This is a genomic window from Microbacterium lacusdiani, from assembly GCF_054779895.1.
The window spans coordinates 35,282-54,000 of sequence record NZ_BAAGXJ010000007.1 but is presented as its reverse complement, the minus strand read 5'-3'; the positions used below and the strand labels follow the sequence as shown (position 1 = coordinate 54,000).

The 18,719-nt window shown below is 74.1% G+C and carries 15 protein-coding genes and 1 tRNA gene; 2 read left to right on the top strand and 14 right to left on the bottom strand.

The features are described from left to right. Positions 1–60: 60 nt before the first annotated feature. The 6 genes from thrB to ACYVGN_RS07275 form a co-directional block, all read right to left on the bottom strand. A complete protein-coding gene (thrB, locus tag ACYVGN_RS07300; protein ID WP_460789813.1) occupies positions 61–993 on the bottom strand; it encodes a homoserine kinase in 933 nt (310 codons plus the stop codon). Next, a complete protein-coding gene (locus ACYVGN_RS07295; RefSeq protein ID WP_460789811.1) occupies positions 990–2,327 on the bottom strand; it encodes a homoserine dehydrogenase in 1,338 nt (445 codons plus the stop codon). Before ACYVGN_RS07295 ends, thrB begins: the two co-directional genes overlap by 4 nt. Continuing rightward, complete coding sequence (lysA, locus tag ACYVGN_RS07290; RefSeq protein WP_460789809.1) at positions 2,324–3,802, bottom strand: diaminopimelate decarboxylase; 1,479 nt, start codon at positions 3,800–3,802, stop codon at positions 2,324–2,326. Before lysA ends, ACYVGN_RS07295 begins: the two co-directional genes overlap by 4 nt. 244 nt (positions 3,803–4,046) lie before the next feature. Continuing rightward, positions 4,047–4,847, bottom strand: a complete 801-nt coding sequence (locus tag ACYVGN_RS07285; protein ID WP_460789807.1) for a hypothetical protein — start codon at positions 4,845–4,847, stop codon at positions 4,047–4,049. A 22-nt stretch (positions 4,848–4,869) separates the two neighbouring features. Beyond that, on the bottom strand, positions 4,870–5,676 hold the full coding sequence (locus ACYVGN_RS07280) for an LmeA family phospholipid-binding protein (RefSeq protein WP_460789805.1): 807 nt from the start codon (positions 5,674–5,676) through the stop codon (positions 4,870–4,872). A 7-nt stretch (positions 5,677–5,683) separates the two neighbouring features. Next, positions 5,684–7,351 (bottom strand): arginine--tRNA ligase, encoded by a 1,668-nt coding sequence (locus tag ACYVGN_RS07275; RefSeq protein ID WP_460789803.1) that lies wholly within the window; start codon positions 7,349–7,351, stop codon positions 5,684–5,686. Between the two features lie 154 nt (positions 7,352–7,505). On the opposite strand from ACYVGN_RS07275, the gene ACYVGN_RS07270 reads away from it, so the two are divergent. Then, positions 7,506–8,318 carry an SGNH/GDSL hydrolase family protein gene (locus ACYVGN_RS07270; RefSeq protein ID WP_055993055.1) on the top strand — a complete coding sequence of 271 codons (813 nt, stop codon included), beginning with the start codon at positions 7,506–7,508 and terminating at the stop codon, positions 8,316–8,318. An 8-nt stretch (positions 8,319–8,326) separates the two neighbouring features. On the opposite strand, the gene ACYVGN_RS07265 is transcribed toward ACYVGN_RS07270, so the two are convergent. Continuing rightward, positions 8,327–9,637: an HNH endonuclease signature motif containing protein gene (locus tag ACYVGN_RS07265; protein ID WP_460789801.1), complete on the bottom strand. Its 1,311-nt coding sequence runs from the start codon at positions 9,635–9,637 to the stop codon at positions 8,327–8,329. Between the two features lie 358 nt (positions 9,638–9,995). Between ACYVGN_RS07265 and ACYVGN_RS07260 the strand changes: the two genes are divergently transcribed. Continuing rightward, positions 9,996–10,071, top strand: a tRNA-Arg gene (locus ACYVGN_RS07260). 40 nt (positions 10,072–10,111) lie between these two features. On the opposite strand, the gene ACYVGN_RS07255 is transcribed toward ACYVGN_RS07260, so the two are convergent. From ACYVGN_RS07255 to ACYVGN_RS07225, 7 genes are all read right to left on the bottom strand, one after another. Continuing rightward, positions 10,112–10,894 carry an IclR family transcriptional regulator gene (locus ACYVGN_RS07255; protein WP_460789799.1) on the bottom strand — a complete coding sequence of 261 codons (783 nt, stop codon included), beginning with the start codon at positions 10,892–10,894 and terminating at the stop codon, positions 10,112–10,114. A gap of 10 nt (positions 10,895–10,904) precedes the next feature. Next, positions 10,905–12,485 (bottom strand): histidine ammonia-lyase, encoded by a 1,581-nt coding sequence (gene hutH, locus ACYVGN_RS07250; protein WP_460789798.1) that lies wholly within the window; start codon positions 12,483–12,485, stop codon positions 10,905–10,907. Positions 12,486–12,654: 169 nt separating this feature from the next. After that, the gene (locus ACYVGN_RS07245) at positions 12,655–14,130 is read right to left on the bottom strand and encodes a serine/threonine-protein kinase (RefSeq protein ID WP_460789797.1); all 1,476 of its coding nucleotides are present in this window, start codon (positions 14,128–14,130) and stop codon (positions 12,655–12,657) included. A gap of 92 nt (positions 14,131–14,222) precedes the next feature. Further along, positions 14,223–16,040 (bottom strand): gamma-glutamyltransferase family protein, encoded by a 1,818-nt coding sequence (locus tag ACYVGN_RS07240; RefSeq protein WP_055993047.1) that lies wholly within the window; start codon positions 16,038–16,040, stop codon positions 14,223–14,225. A 43-nt stretch (positions 16,041–16,083) separates the two neighbouring features. Further along, the gene (locus tag ACYVGN_RS07235; protein WP_460789794.1) at positions 16,084–16,947 is read right to left on the bottom strand and encodes a CPBP family intramembrane glutamic endopeptidase; all 864 of its coding nucleotides are present in this window, start codon (positions 16,945–16,947) and stop codon (positions 16,084–16,086) included. A gap of 12 nt (positions 16,948–16,959) precedes the next feature. Beyond that, positions 16,960–17,709: a tRNA (guanosine(46)-N7)-methyltransferase TrmB gene (gene trmB / locus ACYVGN_RS07230; protein WP_460789792.1), complete on the bottom strand. Its 750-nt coding sequence runs from the start codon at positions 17,707–17,709 to the stop codon at positions 16,960–16,962. Positions 17,710–17,732: 23 nt separating this feature from the next. After that, positions 17,733–18,566: a DUF3097 domain-containing protein gene (locus ACYVGN_RS07225; RefSeq protein ID WP_460789790.1), complete on the bottom strand. Its 834-nt coding sequence runs from the start codon at positions 18,564–18,566 to the stop codon at positions 17,733–17,735. Between the last annotated feature and the right edge of the window lie 153 nt (positions 18,567–18,719).

Sequence of the window (18,719 nt, the reverse complement as noted above, 5' to 3'; positions counted from 1 at the left end):
GCACTCCTCGGCTCGGGGGAAGTCACGGGTGGGTCTCCATCCTCACATCCGGCGACGGCGTCACTCCGCCGCGGGCGACACGGTGCCGCCCTTGAAGTCGACGGCGAGCATGAGCGCCTGCCACGATCCGCCGGCGACCTCCTCGACCACCGCGGCGGCCTCGAGGCGGCGCCCAGGCCCGTCCGCGAGCACCAGGACGCTCGGCCCGGCGCCCGACACGACGGCCGCGAAGCCGCGCTCGCGCAGGGCGCCGACGAGCGCGAACGTCTCGGGCATCGCCTGCGCGCGCTTCTCCTGGTGGAGCTTGTCCTCGGTGGCCGACAGGAGCAGATCCGGGCTCTGCGTCAGGGCGGCGATCAGCAGCGCGGAGCGCGACACGTTGAACACCGCGTCCTCGCGCGACACCTCGGTCGCCAGCACGCTGCGCGCCTTCGAGGTCGACATGGTGTGGTCCGGCACGAAGACGACCGGCGCGACGCCGCGGTGCACCAGCAGCTTCTTGTGCTGCGGCACGCCGTTCTCGGTCCACGCGATCGTGAGGCCGCCGAACAGGGCGGGCGCCACGTTGTCCGGGTGCCCCTCGAGCTCGGTCGCCAGGCGCAGCAGGTCGTTCTCGGTGAGCACCGCCTCGCCCTCGAGCAGGCCCTTGGCCGCGAGCACGCCCGCGGTGACGGCCGCTCCCGACGATCCCATGCCCTTGCCGTGCGGGATGCCGTTGCGCGCGACGAGGCGCAGGCCCGGCGCGGACCGGCCGACGGACTCGTAGCAGTAGCGGATCGTGCGGACGATCAGGTGCGACTCGTCCCGCGGGATCTCGTCCGAGCCCGGGCCGGTGACCTCGATCTCGAGCTCGCCCGGCGCCAGCGCCGTGACCTCGAGCTCGTCGTACACGCTGAGCGCCAGGCCGAGCGTGTCGAAGCCGGGGCCGAGGTTGGCGCTGGTCGCGGGGACGCGCACGTGCACCGTGCGCGCGCCCGCGGGCGGCACCGTCACTCCCCTTCGACGCGCAGCACCGACACCACGCGTTCGACGACATCGCTCGCCTGCAGGCGGGCGACCGTGTCGCTCAGCGCCTGCTCGCGGGCCCGGTGGGTGCCGATCACGATGTGGGCGCGGCCCTCGGCATCGGTCGACGGGGTCTGCTCGACGGTCGCGACCGAGACGCCGCCCTCGCTCAGGATGCCGGCGATTCGGGCCAGCACGCCGGGCTCGTCGTCCACCTCGAGCGTGACCTGGTAGCGCGTCATGATGCGGCCGATGGGCGCGGTGGGCAGGTTCTGGCGCGGCGACTCGCCGACGCCGACGCCGCCCGCGATGTGGCGGCGCGCGGCCGACACGACGTCGCCCATGACGGCCGAGGCCGTCTGCAGGCCGCCGGCGCCCGCGCCGTAGAACATCAGGTCGCCCGCCGCGGCGGCCTCGACGAACACGGCGTTGTTGCCGCCGTGCACGCTGGCCAGCGGGTGGTCGCGGCTGATGAGCGCCGGGTACACGCGCACCGAGATGGACTCGCCGTCCGCGTCGGCCGTGTCGGCGCCCTCGGCGCCGCCGTCGGCCGCGAGCCGCTCGCACACCGCGAGCAGCTTGATCACGAAGCCCGCGCGGCGCGCGCCCTCGATCATGTCCGCCGTGATGCTCTCGATGCCCTCGCGGTGCACGTCGTCGATCGAGACGTGCGTGTGGAACGCCAGGCTCGCGAGGATCGCGGCCTTCTGCGCGGCGTCATAGCCCTCGAGGTCCAGGGTCGGGTCGGCCTCGAGGTATCCGAGCTCGGTCGCGATGCGCTGGGCCTCGTCGGCGCTCAGCCCCTCGCGGTCCATCTTGTCGAGGATGAAGTTGGTGCTGCCGTTGACGATGCCGAAGATGCGCTTGATGCGGTCGCCGGCGAGCGAGTCCTTGAGCGGGCGGATGATCGGGATCGCGCCCGCGACGGCCGCCTCGTACGACACCGAGGCGCCGACCTGGTCGGCGGCGTCGAAGATCTCGGCGCCGTGCGTGGCGAGCAGCGCCTTGTTGCCCGTCACGACGTCGGCGCCGGAGTTCAGCGCGGCGAGGATGTGGGTGCGGGCCGGCTCGATGCCGCCCATCAGCTCGATCACGATGTCCGAGCCCACGATGAGGCTCTCCGCGTCGGTGGTCAGCAGCTCGCGCGGCAGATCCACGTCGCGCGGCGCGTCGACGTCGCGCACGGCGATGCCGGCGAGCTCGAGCTCGGCGCCGGAGCGCTCGGCGAGCTCGGCGGCATGGGTGAGCAGCAGGTGCGCGACCTGGGATCCGACGGAACCGGCCCCGAGCAGGGCCACACGGAGGCGGCGGTGATCGATCATTCTTCTCCCTCTGCGACGGCGGATCCCGTGTCGATTCCCGCATCGCGGGCGAGCAGATCCTCGATCCGCTCCCCGCGCACGATGATCCGCGCCGTGCCGCCGGTGACCGCCACGACGGGCGGGCGGGGCACGTGGTTGTAGTTGCTGGCGAGCGGGGCGCAGTATGCGCCGGTCGCGGGCACGGCCAGCAGGTCGCCGGGCGTGACGTCGCCCGGCAGGTACTCATGGTCGACGACGACGTCGCCCGACTCGCAGTGCAGGCCCACGACGCGGCTGAGCACGGGGCCCTCGACGCCCTCGCGCGACGCGAGCCGCGCCGAGTACTGGGCGCCGTACAGCGCGGGGCGCGCGTTGTCGCTCATGCCGCCGTCCACGCTCACGTAGCGGCGCTCGGCCACCGCGGATCCGGTGTCCACCTGGACGGACTTGGTCGTGCCGACCTCGTACAGCGTGACGCCGGGGGTGCCGATGATCGAGCGGCCGGGCTCGAACGCGAGCACGGGCAGCGGGATGCCCCGCACGGCGCACTCGTCGGCGACCGCGTCGACGATGCCGTCGGCGAGCTCCGCGATGGGCGTGGGGGTGTCGGCGCGCGTGTAGGCGATGCCGAAGCCGCCGCCGAGGTTCAGGACGGGCTCGACCGAGCCGTCGGCGCCCGTGGCCGTGAAGCGCTCCTGCTCGAGCAGTCGCGCGTGCAGCTCGAGCACGCGGGACGCCGACTCGCGGAAGCCCGCGGTGCCGAAGATCTGAGAGCCGATGTGGCAGTGCAGGCCCGCGAAGTCGACCAGCTCGAGCTCGTGGATGCGCTCGACCGCGCGCTCGGCGGCCTCGAGCGTGAACCCGAACTTCTGGTCCTCGTGCGCGGTCGCGAGGAAGTGGTGCGTCTCGGCGTGCACGCCGCTGTTGACGCGCACCAGCACGGTCTGGCGGCGGTCGAGGCGCTCGGTGATGGCCGCGAGACGCTCGATCTCGATGTCCGAGTCGACGATGATCGTGCCGACCCCGACCTCGACCGCGCGCTCGAGCTCGAACACGCGCTTGTTGTTGCCGTGGAAGCCGATGCGCGAGGCCGGTACGCCTGCCGCGAGCGCGACGGCCAGCTCGCCGGCCGAGCACACGTCGACGTTCAGGCCGGCGTCGATCATCCAGCGCGCGACCTCGGTCGACAGGAACGCCTTGCCCGCGTAGTACACGCGGGCCCGTCCGCCGTGGCGGGCCGCGGCGTCGCCGAAGGCGCGCAGCGTGCGACGGGCGCGGTCGCGCGCCTCGTCCTCGTCCAGCACCAGCACGGGGGTGCCGAATGTGCGCGCGAGTTCGGGAGCCGGGATGCCGGCGATCACGAGCGCGCCGTCGGCGTCGCGGTGCGCGGACGCGGGCCACACGCCCGGCGCGAGGTCGTTGGGGTCGTCGGGCAGGGCGAGCCACTCGGGCGCGAGGGCTCCGCTCACAACAGCTGCGGCTGCGTCGTCGGGCACGACTTTCTCAATCGGGTGGGGCGTTCGGTGGATGCCGCGGCACGGTACGCTCACGCGCCGTCGGTGACCACTGAGTCTATGACACCTGCACCGCGCCTCCCGACGGGGATGGGCGCCGCGCGCGGCCGACCCGGCCGGTGCATCCGAGGGGATCAGCAGATCGGAAGGCGATCCGGCATCCGCACGGCTTCGGATGTGCAGATCCCTTCGCCACGACTGGGCGAAATGCGCGGCGAGCGATCGATCAGAGCGGCAGGCGGAAGCGCCGCTCGCCGCCCACGCGGCGGAACCCGGCGCGGGCCAGGATGGGCGCGGACGTCGCGATCCTGCCCTTGACGAGCGCGAGCGTCGCGCCGTGCTCGGCGGACAGTCGCAGGCGCTCGGCCAGCACGGCCAGGTACGCGCCCCGGCCGCGGGCGCCCTCCAGCGTGGCGGCGCCCCACAGGCGCGCGACCGTGCCGCGCGGTCCCGGGGCGAGCGTCACGCCGCCGGTCGACACGACGTCGCCGTCGAGGGTCGCGAGCACGCGGAACCCCGTGCCGTCGGCGGCGCCGCGCCGCTCCTCCTCGAGCACCTGCGCGATCCGCTCCTCGCTCGGGAGGGCGTTGCCCCACACGGCGGCGTTGATCGCGCCGATCGCGATCACGTCCTCGCGGGATGCGACGCGGCGCGTCGAGACCCCCGGCGCGGAAGGCGCGGGGTCCGCGGGCAGCGGGCGCGCCAGCACGTCCAGCCGCTCGATCACGGTCGCACCCCGGGCCTCGAGCTCGGCGGCCACGGTCGGGTCGTCGCGGTCGGCGAGCGCCCACTCGAGTGCGACGTCGCCCCACTCGCGGGCGACCGCCACGGCCTCGTCCACCAGCTGGGCCGCCGCGCGCCCGCGCGGGGTGCGCTCCACGGCGACGTGGCCGCCCACCCATGCCGGGCGCTGGATGATCGTGAGCTCGCCCTCCGCGACGCGGGATCCCTCCGGCACCCAGCTCCACTGGGCGGCCGCGTCGAGCACGTCGTCGTCGGTCCAGGTCGTCTGATCGCTGATCGGCACGCGACCGATGCTAGCCAGCGGCTCAGTCGCAGGTGCCGGGCTCCAGGAGGGCGGGATCCGTCATCATGCCGGCCGCGACGTCGAGGTCGGCGACGAGCGCGTCGCCCTCGACCGCGACGGCCGTGAGCGCGAGGCCCGACGGCAGGCGGTCGGCGAGGCACACCGGCACGGGGCCGAGCTCGATGCCGGCCATCGCCGCCAGCTGCTCGAGGGAGAGCTGCGCTCCCCCGATGCGCGCGCCCGTCGGCTCCAGCGTGAGGTCGCCGTCGGCGGCGCCGGGGGCGAGCGACAGCTCGATCGGGATGGACGCGCCGAGGATCGAGACCTCGCTCGTCAGCACGGCGTCGGGCTCGGCGAGCGTCACCGTGGAATCCGCGAGCGTGTCGGGCAGCCGGGCGTCCGCGAGCAGCAGCTGCAGGTCGTCGGCCCCCAGGCGCAGCTCGGCCGTGCCGGGCCCACCCTGAACGCCCTCGCGCAGCGGGACGCCGGTGAGGCGCACGTCGGCGTCGACCGTGAGACCGGCGGCGGCCTCGCCCGGCAGCGGCACGTCGGCGCCCGCGACCCGCAGTTCGTCGAGGCGGCCGGCGATCAGCTGCGGCAGCACCAGCACGCCGCCGACGGTCACGTCGAGCGGCTGGTCCTCGGGCAGCCCGAGCTGAGCCACGACGGTCTCGCGCACGCGCTCCGGCACGATCGAGCGCGCGACGCCCTCCGCGACGACGACCGCCGCGACCGCCAGGAGGACGAGGGTCGCCGCCAGCACCCACGGCCAGCGACGCCGGCGCCTGCGGGGCGCGGGTGCGGGGGACGCGTGGGCGCTCGCCGTCATCCGGTGGCTACATCCGCTCCGGCGCGCTCACGCCGAGCAGGTCGAGGCCGTTGCGCAGCACCTGGCCGGTGGCGTCGTTCAGCCACAGGCGGGTGCGGTGCACGGGCTCGATCTCGGCGTCGCCGAGCGGGGTCACGCGGCAGTTGTCGTACCAGCGGTGGTACAGGCCCGCGAGCTCCTCGAGGTAGCGCGCGACGCGGTGCGGCTCGCGCACCTCGGCCGCGAACGCCACGATGCGCGGGAACTCCTGGAGCGCGCCGAGCAGCGCCGCCTCGGTCTCGTGCGTGAGCAGCTCGGGGGCGAACTCCGAGCGGTCCACGCCCACGTCGGCGGCGTTGCGTCCGACGTTGTGCGTGCGCGCATGCGCGTACTGCACGTAGAACACGGGGTTGTCGTTCGTGCGCTTGCGCAGCAGGTCGGGGTCGAGCGACAGGGGCGAGTCGGCCGGGTAGCGCGCGAGCGAGTAGCGCAGCGCGTCGGTTCCGAGCCACTCGCGCAGGTCGTCGAGCTCGATGATGTTGCCGGCGCGCTTCGAGAGCTTGGCGCCGTTGATCGACACCAGCTGGCCGATCAGGATCTCGATGTCCTTGTCCGGGTCCTCGCCTGCCGCGCCCGCGAGGGCCCTCAGGCGGTGCACATAGCCGTGGTGGTCGGCGCCCAGCAGGTAGATCTTGTGCGCGAAGCCGCGGTCGCCCTTGTTCAGGTAGTAGGCGGCGTCCGCGGCGAAGTACGTGTACTCGCCGTTGGAGCGGCGGATGACGCGGTCCTTGTCGTCGCCGAAGTCGGTCGTGCGCACCCACACGGCGTCGTCCGCGTCGAACACGTGGCCCTGCGCGCGCAGACGCTCGACGGCCTGGTCCACGAGGCTGGGGCCGCCATCCTCGCCCTTGGCGTGCAGGATGCGCTCCGAGAACCAGACGTCGAAGTGCACGTTGAACTGCGCGAGCGACTCCTTGATCTCGGCGAGCTGCAGCGCGTAGGCGTCGTCGCGCGCCGCCTCGAGCTGGGCCTCGGGGTCGAGGTCGAGGATGTCGGGGCGCCCCTCGAGCACGCGGCGCGCGAGGTCGTCGATGTACGCCCCCGCGTAGCCGTCCTCGGGCTTCGGCTCGCCCTTGATGGCGGCCAGCACCGAGGCTCCGAAGCGCGTGATCTGCGCGCCGGCGTCGTTGATGTAGAACTCGCGGGCCAGGGTGGCGCCCGAGAACTGCAGCAGGCGGCCGATGCTGTCGCCCAGCGCGGCCCAGCGCGTGTGGCCGATGTGGAGCGGACCCGTCGGGTTCGCGCTCACGAACTCGAGGTTGATCGAGTTGCCGGCCTGCGAGTCGTTGCGGCCGTAGTCCGCGCCCGCGTCGACGATCGTCTTCGCGAGCGCGCCCGCCGCCGCGGCGTCGAGGCGCACGTTGATGAAGCCGGGGCCGGCGACCTCGACGCTCGCGATGCCGTCGACCGCGGCGAGCCCGTCCGCGATCTCCTGGGCGAGCTCGCGCGGGTTCGTCCCGAGGCGCTTGGCGAGCTTGAGCGCGATACTGGTGGCCCAGTCGCCGTGGTCGCGGTTCTTCGGACGCTCGAGCGTGATGTCCGCGGCCGCGAGCCCCAGGTCCTCCTCCGGGCGTCGTCGCTCGGCGATCGGCGTGATGACGGCGAGCAGGGCGGCGGCGAGGGCATCCGGGTTCATAGCCCGACAAGTCTATTGGTCGGCGGGCGAGGCGACCGCCGGGGGATCCTCAGGCGACGGGCGACACGGCCAGGCGACCCCGCGCCCGGCCGCGTTGCGCCGCCGTGCGGGAGCGTTTCCTTCTGTTCAGATGGATCGCCTACCCTGATCGGTGATGGCGCCCGCGACCCGCTCCCGCCCTGCCGTCGTCGCGCTCACCGTGACGACGGTGCTCGCCGTACTCGCGGCGCTCGCGGCCGGGGCGCTGCGCCCGTGGGCCGCCCCCGTCGCCGAGGTGGAGCAGGCGTCGTCCGACCAGGCCGTGCTCACGCCGCCGCCCATCCGCCTCCCGCCGCACCCGGATGTGCTGGTGTTCGGAGACTCCTGGACGTACGGCTCGGCCGCGACGCCGATCGACCGCGGCTACGCATACGTGCTCGCCGAGCTGCTGGACGGCACCACGACCGTCGACGGCGGCCGCGGCAGCGGTTATCTGCGGCCCGGGCTGGACCGGCCGGACTTCGGCACCCGCATCGCGGCGCTCGACCCGGCCGCCGAGTACGACCTGATCATCATCCAGGGCTCGATCAACGACCGTCGCGAGCCCGCGGCCGGGTACCGCGCCGCGGTCACCGCCGCGTGGGACGCCCTCGTGGAGATCTACCCCGGCACGCCGGTCGTCGTGCTCGGCCCGGCGCCGCAGGTGCTTCCGGTCGAGCCCGCCACCGCGCGCATCGACCGCGACCTCGCCGAGCTCGCCACCGAGCGGCAGTGGTGGTACATCTCGCCGATCCAGGACGGGTGGATCACCGAGCAGAACTACCTCTCGGTCATCGACACGAGCGACTACGGCCGCAACCACCCGTCGGTCGCCGGCCACGCCTACCTGGCGCAGCGGCTGGCCGACGCGCTCGCCGAGATCACCGATCCGGTGACGAGCCTCGAGGCCTCCGACGAGGAGATGCCCGAGCCCGCGACGCTCCCGTAGCGGGACCGTCAGAACGGGGGCGGGTCGGCGCCGAAGTCGGCGCGGGCGATCTCGGCTGATGCCTCGAACCTCACGACCGGTGTGGGTCTGTGCTTGTAGGCCCTGCCGGTGGGGCTGATGACCTCGATGACGCCGCCTGGGCCGTGGCGGAAGTCCCAGGCGGAGTTGTGTTTCAACACGTGGTGGGCCCGGCAGAGGTTGGCGAGGTTCCCGACGGCTGTGGGGCCGCCGTGGGAGTACGGGATGGTGTGGTCGTCCTCGCAGCGGACCGCCGGTCGCCGGCAGCCGGGGAAGCGGCAGTGCTCGTCCCGGGCGATCAGGAAGCGCCGCTGCGCCTTGCTCGGCGTGTAGGTGTCGACGGTCTTGAGGCACCCGGTGTCGGGGTCGGTGAACAGGCGCGTCCATCTGGCGGCCTCGCCGGCCAGCCTGCGCGCCGCTTCGGCGGGGATGGGGCCGTACCCCGCGAGGAACGCCGACTCGTCACCGACGCCGGTGAGAGACTGCCACGGGACGGTGACCTCCACGGTCGCCTTGATCTTCGTCAGGGCATCCCCGCCGTGCTGGTCGATCAGCTCCGCGGTCGGCAGGCCGGCGAGGGCGATCTCAGCGAACACGTCCGCCCGGATCTGATCCAACGTCCGGACGTCACCCTCGCCCTTGGTGCGGTAGATCGTGCGGGCCATCTGAGTGACCCGGTCATGCATCGCGTACACCGTCACCGCCGGACCGATGTACGTCAACTCGCCCATGCCGTCCGGCAGCGGTGCCACCCGCACGGAGCGCTCGGCCATGGCCTCCTCGTGACGCTCCTCCAACGGGAGGGGCTCGATGTCGTCCGCGAGCTTCCGCGCGACGGACCCGAGCTGCCCGGCGGTGAGCTTCTCGGCTCGCGGGAGGATGATCCGCTCGAACTCCGCCCGGGCGTCGTCATCCTCGAGACGACTGCCGGCGTCGAGGATGGCTCGCACGTGCGGCTCGCTGATCCGGCCCTCCTCGAACAGGGCGAACGTGGCCGGGAATCCGTCGATGAGGTCGACTGCCCACTCCATCCGGGCCCGGATCGTGCGGTCTGACATCCGCCCGGCGACCGCGAACTCGGCGGCCATGGACCTCAGCGGGTGCTCGAACTCCGAACCCGTCCCACCCCGGCGGGTCTGGGCCTCGGCGATCGCGCGGCCCTCGGCGAGGATCCGCGCCTGCCGGGCATGGGCCTGGGCGATGATGACCTGCTGCTCCAGGTAATCGTCGACGAGCTCTGACGTGCGGGCGCGTTCGGCCGGGGTGGGAGCCCACCGGGTCGAAGTCGCCTGTGTCGTCATGGCCCGATTCTCCTCCGGGCCACCGACATTCACCGGGCTGGAAAGCGCAGATCAGCGATTCAACCCGAATCTGTGGACAAGTCCTCGCGGGCGGTGCCCTGTGGACGAGCGGTGGGCCGGTCGGCAGGGATGTTTGGACACGTTTCGACTCCGGCGCTGGCGCGCCTCCGCTCAACGACCGGAGGGTGGGCCGGCGCTGGCGCGCCTCCGCTCAACGACCGGAGGGGTGGGCCGGCGCCGGCGCCCCTCCGCTCAACGACCGGAGGGTGGACGTCGCGGGCGCCCGCCTCACGACGCGCTTCGTCTGACGCCTGTCGGTCGGGACCACCGCCGTCGGCTGATATCCTCGTTCAGGTATGCGCCCGTAGCTCAGTGGATAGAGCACTGGCTTCCGGTGCCAGGTGTCGGGGGTTCGAATCCCTTCGGGCGCACCAACCGGGAAGGCCCCGCCGCGAGGCGGGGCCTTTTCTCGTGTCAGGCGTGCCGCGCCCCGTGGATGCGCCGCGAGATCTCCTCCGCGGTCGCGCGCGCGGCCTCGACCAGCCCCGGGATGCGCCCGGGCGGCACGGAGTCGTCGGGATACGTCACGGCGATCGCCGCGACCGGCCAGTCGCGGTGGTCGAGCACGGGCACGGCGACCGACGACATCCCCGGCGTGATGTCGCCCACCTCCTCGGCCCAGCCCCGCTGCCGCACGGCCTCCAGCACGCGGCGCAGCTCGGAGTACGTCGTGACCGCGGGATGCTCGGCGTGCCGCTGCACGAACGCCTGCGCGCCCGGATACAGCGCGCGCAGCTGCGCCTTCGGCAGCGCCGCGAGGATCGCGCGCCCGCTCGCCGTCAGCTGCGCGGGCAGGCGCACATCCACCCCGCTGACGAGATCCGGCGCGTGCTTCGCGCGCATCTCGACGACGTACAGCACCTCCCGGCCGTGCAGCACGGCGAGGTGCGCGCTCAGCCCGATCCGGTCGACCAGCCGGCCGACCAGGACGCGGCCCACGCGCGCGAGCGGGTCGGTGCGGGCGTACGACGAGCCCAGATCGACCGCCGCGATCCCGAGGCCGTAGCGGCTCTCCTCGGGCAGCCGCATGACGTAGCCCTCGCGCTCGGCGACGTTGAGCAGGTGATAGACCGTCGAGCGCGGCAGGTCCAGGCGCTGCGCGATCGTCGCGGCCTGCAGCGGACCGCTCGACCGGGCGAGCAGGCTCAGGATGCGCAGCCCGTTCTCGAACGCCGGGACGCGGCTCGACTCCGTCACCGGCACGACATTACGCCAGGGCGCCGACCGCCTCCTCGACGGCCGCGAGCACGCGCCCCGACTGCACGTGCGCGACCGCGCGGTCGATGTCGGGAGACGTGAAGACGTCCGGCCCCGGGGCCGCGATGTCGGTGCGGAACAGCGCGTGCACGGCCTCCGTCGCGGGCCCGGGCCGCCCGGCACCTGCCGCCAGGCGGAAGTCGAGCGCGCGCGTCGACGCGAGCAGCTCGATCGCCAGCACGCGCGACAGGCCGTCGATCGCGCGGCGCAGCTTGCGGCCGGCCGCCCACCCCATCGAGACGTGGTCCTCCTGCATCGCGGACGACGGGATGGAGTCGACCGACGCCGGCACGGCGAGCCGCTTGAGCTCCGACACGATGCCCGCGGCGGTGTACTGCGCGATCATCAGGCCCGAGTCGAGGCCGGGGTCGTCGGCGAGGAACGGCGGCAGGCCGTGGCTGCGCGCGACATCCAGGAAGCGGTCGGTGCGACGCTCCGACATCGAGGCGACGTCGGCCGCGGCGATCGCGAGGAAGTCGAGGACGTAGCCGACCGGCGCTCCGTGGAAGTTGCCGTTGGACTCGACGCGCCCATCCGGCGTGACCACGGGGTTGTCGATCGCGCTGGCCAGCTCGACGCGGGCCACGGATGCCGCGTGCGCGGCCGTGTCGCGCGCGGCGCCGTGGACCTGGGGCGCGCACCGCAGCGAGTAGGCGTCCTGCACGCGCGTGAACTCGCCGGCCCCGGGCCGCGAGATCAGATCCGAGTCGCGCAGGATGCGGGCGATGTTGGCGGCCGACGCCGCCTGCCCCGGATGGGGGCGCAGCGCGTGCAGGTCGGCGGCGAAGACCGTGTCGGTGCCGAGCAGCGCCTCGACGCTCGCGGCCGCCGCGACGTCCGCCACGCGCAGCAGCGCCTCGAGGTCGTGCAGCGCGAGCAGCAGCATCCCGAGCATCCCGTCGGTGCCGTTGATGAGCGCCAGGCCCTCCTTCTCCTCGAGCACGACGGGCTCGATCCCGGCCTCGGCGAGCGCGTCGGCGGCCTCGAGCGGCGCACCGGACGCGTCGCGGACGCGCCCCTCCCCCATGACCGCGAGCGCGCAGTGCGCCAGCGGCGACAGGTCTCCCGAGCAGCCGAGCGAGCCGTACTCGTGCACGATCGGCGTGATCCCCGCGTTCAGCAGCGACGCGTACGCGCGCGCCACCTCGGGGCGGACGCCCGTGCGCCCCGTCGCGAGCGTGTCGAGACGCAGCAGCATGAGCGCGCGGACGACCTCGCGCTCCACCTCGGGCCCCGTGCCCGCGGCGTGCGAGCGGATGAGCCCGCGCTGCAGCTGGCGGCGCTTCTCGACCGGGATCTGCACGGTCGCGAGCGCCCCGAATCCGGTCGAGACGCCGTAGTGCGGCCGGGTGTCGTGGGCGAGCGACTCGATCAGCGCGCGGCTCGCGGCCATGTCCCTCAGGGCCGCGTCGGACAGCTCGACGCGCGCGTCCTCGCGCGCCACGGCCACGACGTCGGCCGGCGCGAGGCCGGCTCCGCCGAGCGCGACGGTCGGCTCGGGGGCGGTGGAAAGGTCAGGATGCGAGGTCATGGAGCCATTCGACTCCGGTCGGGCACCCGCGGCGAGCCGTCGCGCGATGATCGCGTCTGGGATCCCAGAACGGATGCGCACGGATGCCGCACGCGCCGCGCGCGTCGCCCCGCGGGCATCCGGGAAGGTGTGGGGGCGACGGCGACGAGGCATGCCGTCCCTTGCAGCCTCAGTCGCCGTCGCGCCCCTTGCCCGACGTCCCCACGGCGGGCTCCCCGTTCCCGTTCCCATTCCCACGGGTCTTGCCCTCCGACGCGGCGTGCGCCGGCACGGCCGGGCCCTCACCGCTCGGAGTGGTCGAAGCCTTCTGCTGCGGCGCCGGCTCGGCCTCGGCCGGCGCGGCCGGCCGGCTCGCGGTCTCGGCGACGGCGGGCTCGGCGGCAGGGCCCTGCGCGGGCTGCTCCGCGGGCGCCTCGCTCGGCGCCACACGTGCCTCGTCCACGCGCGTCTCCACCTGACGCGCGCCGACCGTCGGCGACTCGGCCGGAAGCGCCGCCGTGGCACCCCACGCCCCGATGCCGAGCACCAGCGCGCCGACGGCCGCGAGGCCGGTCACGCCGAGCGCCCCCGGCCGGCGCCGCGACGCTCGGCGGCGCCCGCGGCGGGACGCCGAGGCGACCGGAAGCACGCGCGTGAGCTCTGCCTCGTCGGCGATGCGCGGCGCGGGCGCCACGACCGGCGCGTCGGCCTGGGTCGCGGGGCCGTCGTCGAGCTTCACGGGCGCGGTCACATCGGCCGCCGCGGGCAACGCCGCCGCGGTCGCGCCGGGGTCGGCGTCCGCGCCGGTCAGCGCGCGCGCCCGCTCGGCCACCTGCCGGGCGGTCGGCCGCTCGGCGGGGTCGGTGGCGGTCATGGCGGTCAGCAGCGAACGCCAGCCGTAGCCGAACCCGCCCGGCACCTCGGGCGCCGTGTGCAGCCTCGCGACCGCGGCCTCGATCGGCGTGGTCTGCGGGAACGCGCGGCGGCCGGTGAGCGCCTCGATCAGCACGAGGCCCAGCGCGTAGATGTCGGACGCGGGCGAGGGCTCGGCGCCCCGGGCCTGCTCGGGCGAGAAGTAGGCGGCCGTGCCGACGGCCATGCCCGGCGTCGTCAGGCGGGCGGCGTCGACCAGGTAGGCGATCCCGAAGTCGGCGAGCGACACGCGCACGAGGCTCGGGGCCGCATGCATCAGCACGTTGGCCGGCTTCACGTCGCGGTGGATGACGCCCGCGCCGTGCACGGCGTCGAGCGCGTCGCCAAGCTCGGCGGCGATCTCGGCGACCTCGGCGGGCGCCAGCGCGCCGCGCGCGATCCGGTCCGAGAGCGTGCCGCCGTCCACGTACTCGAGCACCATGTAGCCGGAGCCGTCCTTGGCCGTGCGCGAGTCGTACAGCGTCACGAGCGACGGGTGGCTGAGCGAGGCGAGCAGGCGGGTCTCCGATGCGCGGCGCTCGCGATCCCGTTCGTCGACGGCAGCGGCGGCGAACAGCTTGATCGCGACCGTGCGCTCGAGGACCGTGTCGGTCGCACGGAACACGGCACCCATGCCCCCGCGCCCGACCAGCTCCTCCAGGCGGTACCGGCCGTCCAGGACGTCACCCGGGCGAACGTCGACGGCCGGGGCCTGCGCCCGGGGATCCGCCTCGAGGACGCTCGCATCTGTCATGTATCCAGGATGCGGGGCGTGGTGAATTGTCTCGAAAGGCTTGACAACCCGGCAGGGCCTGTGCAATCCGTCGGCTCTTAACCTTTCGTGCGCTAACGTCCCACGGCGTAGCCCTGCGCTCCGCGCGGGTTGGCCGCGGCTCCCAGCAGGCCGCTCCGCGGATCGCGCGTCACGGCCGACAGCCGACCGAGCGCCCACTCCCCCGCGCGCGTCACCGCGTGGCCGCGGGCGACGAGCCCCGCGATCACGTCGTCCCCCAACCGGTCCTCCACGACCGCGCCCGCGGGCGTCCCGGTGCGAGGCCAGAACGAGCCGTGCATCGATGTCGTGTTCAGCGCCGGCGCGTCGATCGCCTGCTGCGGCGTGTACCCGCCCACGAGCACCCGCAGCAGCATCAGCAGCTGCCACTGGTCCTGCTGGTCGCCGCCGGGCGACCCGAGGGCCATCACGGGCCGGCCGTCGCGCAGCACGAGGGTGGGCGTCAGCGTCGTGCGCGGCCGGCGCCCCGCCTGCAGCCGCGAGGGCGAGGACTCGTCGAGCCACGACATCTGCAGCCGCGTGCCGAGGCAGAACCCGAGCTCGGGGATCTCGGGAGACGACTGCAGCCAGCCGCCCGACGGGGTGGCCGAGACGATGTTGCCCCAGCGGTCGACCACGTCGACGTGGCACGTGTCGCCGCGCGTGCGGCCCTGCGCGTCGGGGTCGAGATCGGCGCCGGCCGCGCGCACGGTCGGCTCCCCCACACCGGCACCTACGGCCCGCGCCTCGCGCAGCGGCGGCAGGGTCGGGATCGGATGCCCCGGCACGGCACCCGGGCGCACCTCGCGCGAGGCGGTGTCGGCGATCAGCGCGCGGCGCGCGGCCGCGTACTCCTCCGAGAGCAGATGCGCGAGCACGTCCGGGGCGACGTCCTCGCCGTACCAGGCGTCGCGGTCCGCGAGCGCGAGCTTGAGCGCCTCGAGCACCGTGTGGGCGCCCAGCTCGCTCGAGGGGTCGAGCCGCTCGTCTTCGAACCCGTCCAGGATGCGCAGGGCCTGCAGCAGCACCGGCCCCTGACCCCAGGGGCCGGTCTTGGCGATCGTGTGGCCGCGGAACTCGATCGACACGGCGTCCTCGTACGACGCGGCGAAGGCCGCGACATCCGCCGCCGTGAGAACCCCCGCGTGGTCGCCGCCGTCCGAATGGCGGTGCGGCGCGCGCACGAACTCCTCGGCCGCGCGGCCCACGCGCTCGCGCCACAGCTCCCGCGCGGCGTCCACGCCCTCCTCGCGGGTCGCCGCCGCCGAGGCCGCGTCCCCCAGCTCGCGGAGCAGGGCTGCGTACGTGCGCGCGTACAGGATGTCGCCCGGCTCGGGCACCCGCCCATCCGGCATCCAGCGGTCGGCCGAGGTCGGCCAGTGGTCGCGGAACAGGTCGGCGACGCCCGCGATGGTCGTGCACACGTTGCGCAGCGCCGGATGGCCGTCGGTCGCGTACCCGATCGCGAAGTCGAGCACGTCGGCGAGCGGCCAGGTGCCGTGGTCGCGCAGCAGCAGGAGCCACGCGTCCACCGCGCCGGGGACGGCCGCGGCGAGCGCGCCGGAGCCGGGCACCAGGTCGAGGCCCTGGGCGCGATAGTGCGCGATGGTCGCGCCGGCCGGCGCGGGCCCCTGACCCATCAGCACGACGGGCGTCGACGGCGCCTCGGCGGTCGCGAACACCGCGGTCATGTCGCCGCCCGGGCCGTTCAGGTGGGGCTCGACCACGTGCAGCACGAACGCCGCCGTGACCGTCGCGTCGAACGCGTTGCCGCCCCGCTCCAGCACGGCCTGCGCGCTCGCGCTGGCCAGCCAGTGCGTCGATGCGACCATGCCGAAGCGGCCCCGCAGGTCGGGCCGAGTGAGGTGCGCGGGCGGCGGGGTGAAGCTCATGCGCTCCAGTCAATCAGCCGCGCGCACCCGCTCAGCCCACGCGTCAGACCAGGAACAGGCCGTCCAGCATCCCCGGGTTGTGGCCGTGCACGAGCACGAGGAACACGACCGCGTCGAACAGCAGGTGCACCGTCACGACGTACGCGAGCGAGCGCGTCCGGAGGAAGATCAGCCCCTGCAGCAGGGCGAACGGGATGGTGAGCACCGGCCCCCATTCGCGGTAGCCGAGCTCCCACAGGAACGACACGAACACGATCGCCTGGAGCAGGTTCGCCGCCACATCGGGCAGGTGGCGGCGCAGCAGCGCGAACACCGTGCAGATGAAGAACAGCTCGTCCCAGATGCCGACCGCGCCCACCCCGACGAACAGCCGCGCGATCAGATCCGGCGTGTCCACCACGGGCCAGTTGCGGTACACGCCGCTCGTCACGAAATAGAAGGGCAGGATGAGCCAGCCGAGCGCGAGCACGGCGACGAGCCACCCCCACTGCAGCCGCCCCCAGCGCCCGCCGCCGCGCCACGGGAAGCGCACGGCGTGGTCCCGGAACACGAAGCGGGACAGCACGTACGGCACCGCCACGGCCCCGCCGAGGGCCAGCGTGAACCGCAGCATGGACAGGTTGTCCAGTTGCGCCTCGAGCGAGATCGCGCTGACGATCAGCATGCCGATCGCGATGAGCCCCAGGTCGCGCAGCAGGCCGGGGCGACGCCGGATGCCCGCCGGATCGCGGCGGTCGCGCACGGCGGCGAGCGCCAGCCCGGCCGCCAGCAGCGCGATGCCCAGCCATTCGATCTCGAGGACGAAGAAAGCGGGCGCGGCCAGGCAGACGAGCAGACCCGCGGTCAGGACGAGCGGCTCGAGCGCGTGCGCGTCCGGCGCCCGCACCTGCCCGGTCTTCGCCGCCATCCGGATCGGCCCTCAGCCCCGCGCGACGCGGCGGTAGGTCAGGTCGCGGATCTCGCGCCCCTTGGCGATGCCCTTGCGCTCGAACGCGGTCATGGCGCGGCCGTCGAACCGCGGCGCCCAGACGTCCTCGCCGCCGTCGAACGCGCGCTCGAACTCGGGCTCGGCGTCGAGCACCTCGCGCATCTGCAGCGCGTAGTCCTCCCAGTCGGTCGCGAGGCGCAGCAGCCCGCCGTCGCGCAGCGCGCGGCCGGCCGTCGCGCCGAAGCCCTCCTTGACCAGGCGGCGCTTGTTGTGCCGGCTCTTGTGCCACGGGTCGGGGAAGAAGACCCAGACCTCGTCGGCCGCGCCCTCGGGCAGCAGGCGCTCGAGCACCTCGGGCGCGTTGGCCTCCACGAGCCGCAGGTTCCGCACGCCCGCGCGGTCGGCGTCGAGCATCGTGCGGGCGAGGCCGGCGCGGAACACCTCGACCGCGAGGAAGTCGGCGTCGGGACGCGCCGCGGCCGCCGAGACGATCGCGTGGCCCTGGCCCGATCCGATCTCCACCACGAGCGGCGCCGTGCGGCCGTAGACCTCGGCCGGGATCAGGCGCGCGTCGGGGTGCACGGACGTCGACGCGACGTCGCGCGGCACGTCGAAGGCGTACCGCGGAGCCAGCTCGCTCCAGGCGCGCTCCTGCGCATCCGACATCCGCCCGCTGCGGCGGACGAACGACACGGGCTGCTTGCGGAACGACGGCGCGTCGTCAGCGGGTTCCTCGGGCATCCCTCAAGCGTATTCGGCGCAGCCTAGGGCGCCGTCACGAAGTCGATGAGCTCCTCGACGCGGCCGAGCAGCGCCGGCTCGATGTCGCGGAACGTGGTGACCTTCGACAGGATGTGCTGCCACGCGCGGGCGGTGTCGGCCTGCTCGGCGTGCGGCCATCCGAGACGGCGGCACACGCCCTTCTTCCACTCCTCGCCCTTGGGCACCTCGGGCCACGCCCTGATGCCGACGGACGACGGCTTGACGCACTGCCAGACGTCGATGAACGGGTGGCCGACGATGCGCATGTGGCGCCCGTGCGGGCCCTGCTCGATCGCGCGGGCGATGCGCTGCTCCTTCGAACCGGGCACCAGGTGATCCACCAGCACGCCGTACCGCCGGCCGGGACCGGGCGGCTCGTCCCGCAGCAGGTCGGGCAGCCTGTCGACGCCCTCCAGGTACTCGACCGCCACGCCCTCGACCCGCAGGTCGGCGCCCCACACCTTCTCGACCAGCTCGGCGTCGTGCCGACCCTCGACCAGGATGCGGTGCGGCAGGGCGACACGGGCGCGCTGCTCCTCGACGGCGAAGGAGCCGGATGCGGTCCTCCGGCGCGCCTGCGGCGCGGCCTTCGGCACCACGAGCTCGACGGGCTCGCCGTCGATCAGGAAGCCCTTGCCGAGCGGGAACACGCGGCGGCGGCCCTTCCCGTCCTCGAGCTCGACGCTGCCCGCCTCGAGCCGGGTCACGGCGCCGCAGAACCCGTCGCCGGCGACCTCGACGACCAGGTCGATCTCGGCCGGCACGGTCTGCACCTGCTTCGCGCCGCGCTGGCGCCATCCGGTCGCGAGCACGTCGGTCCCGTAGCGATCTTCCATGGTCCTCCGTCCGGCGAGCAGGGGGCGTGCGGCGGGCGCGCGCGACGCACCAGCCTACGTTCGAGCCGCCCACGGAAGCCCTCGCGACGCGCCCCGAGGAGGGGTCCGCGCGTCCGCGGGGAGCGAACGGATGCCGCGCCGATCGGCCCTTTC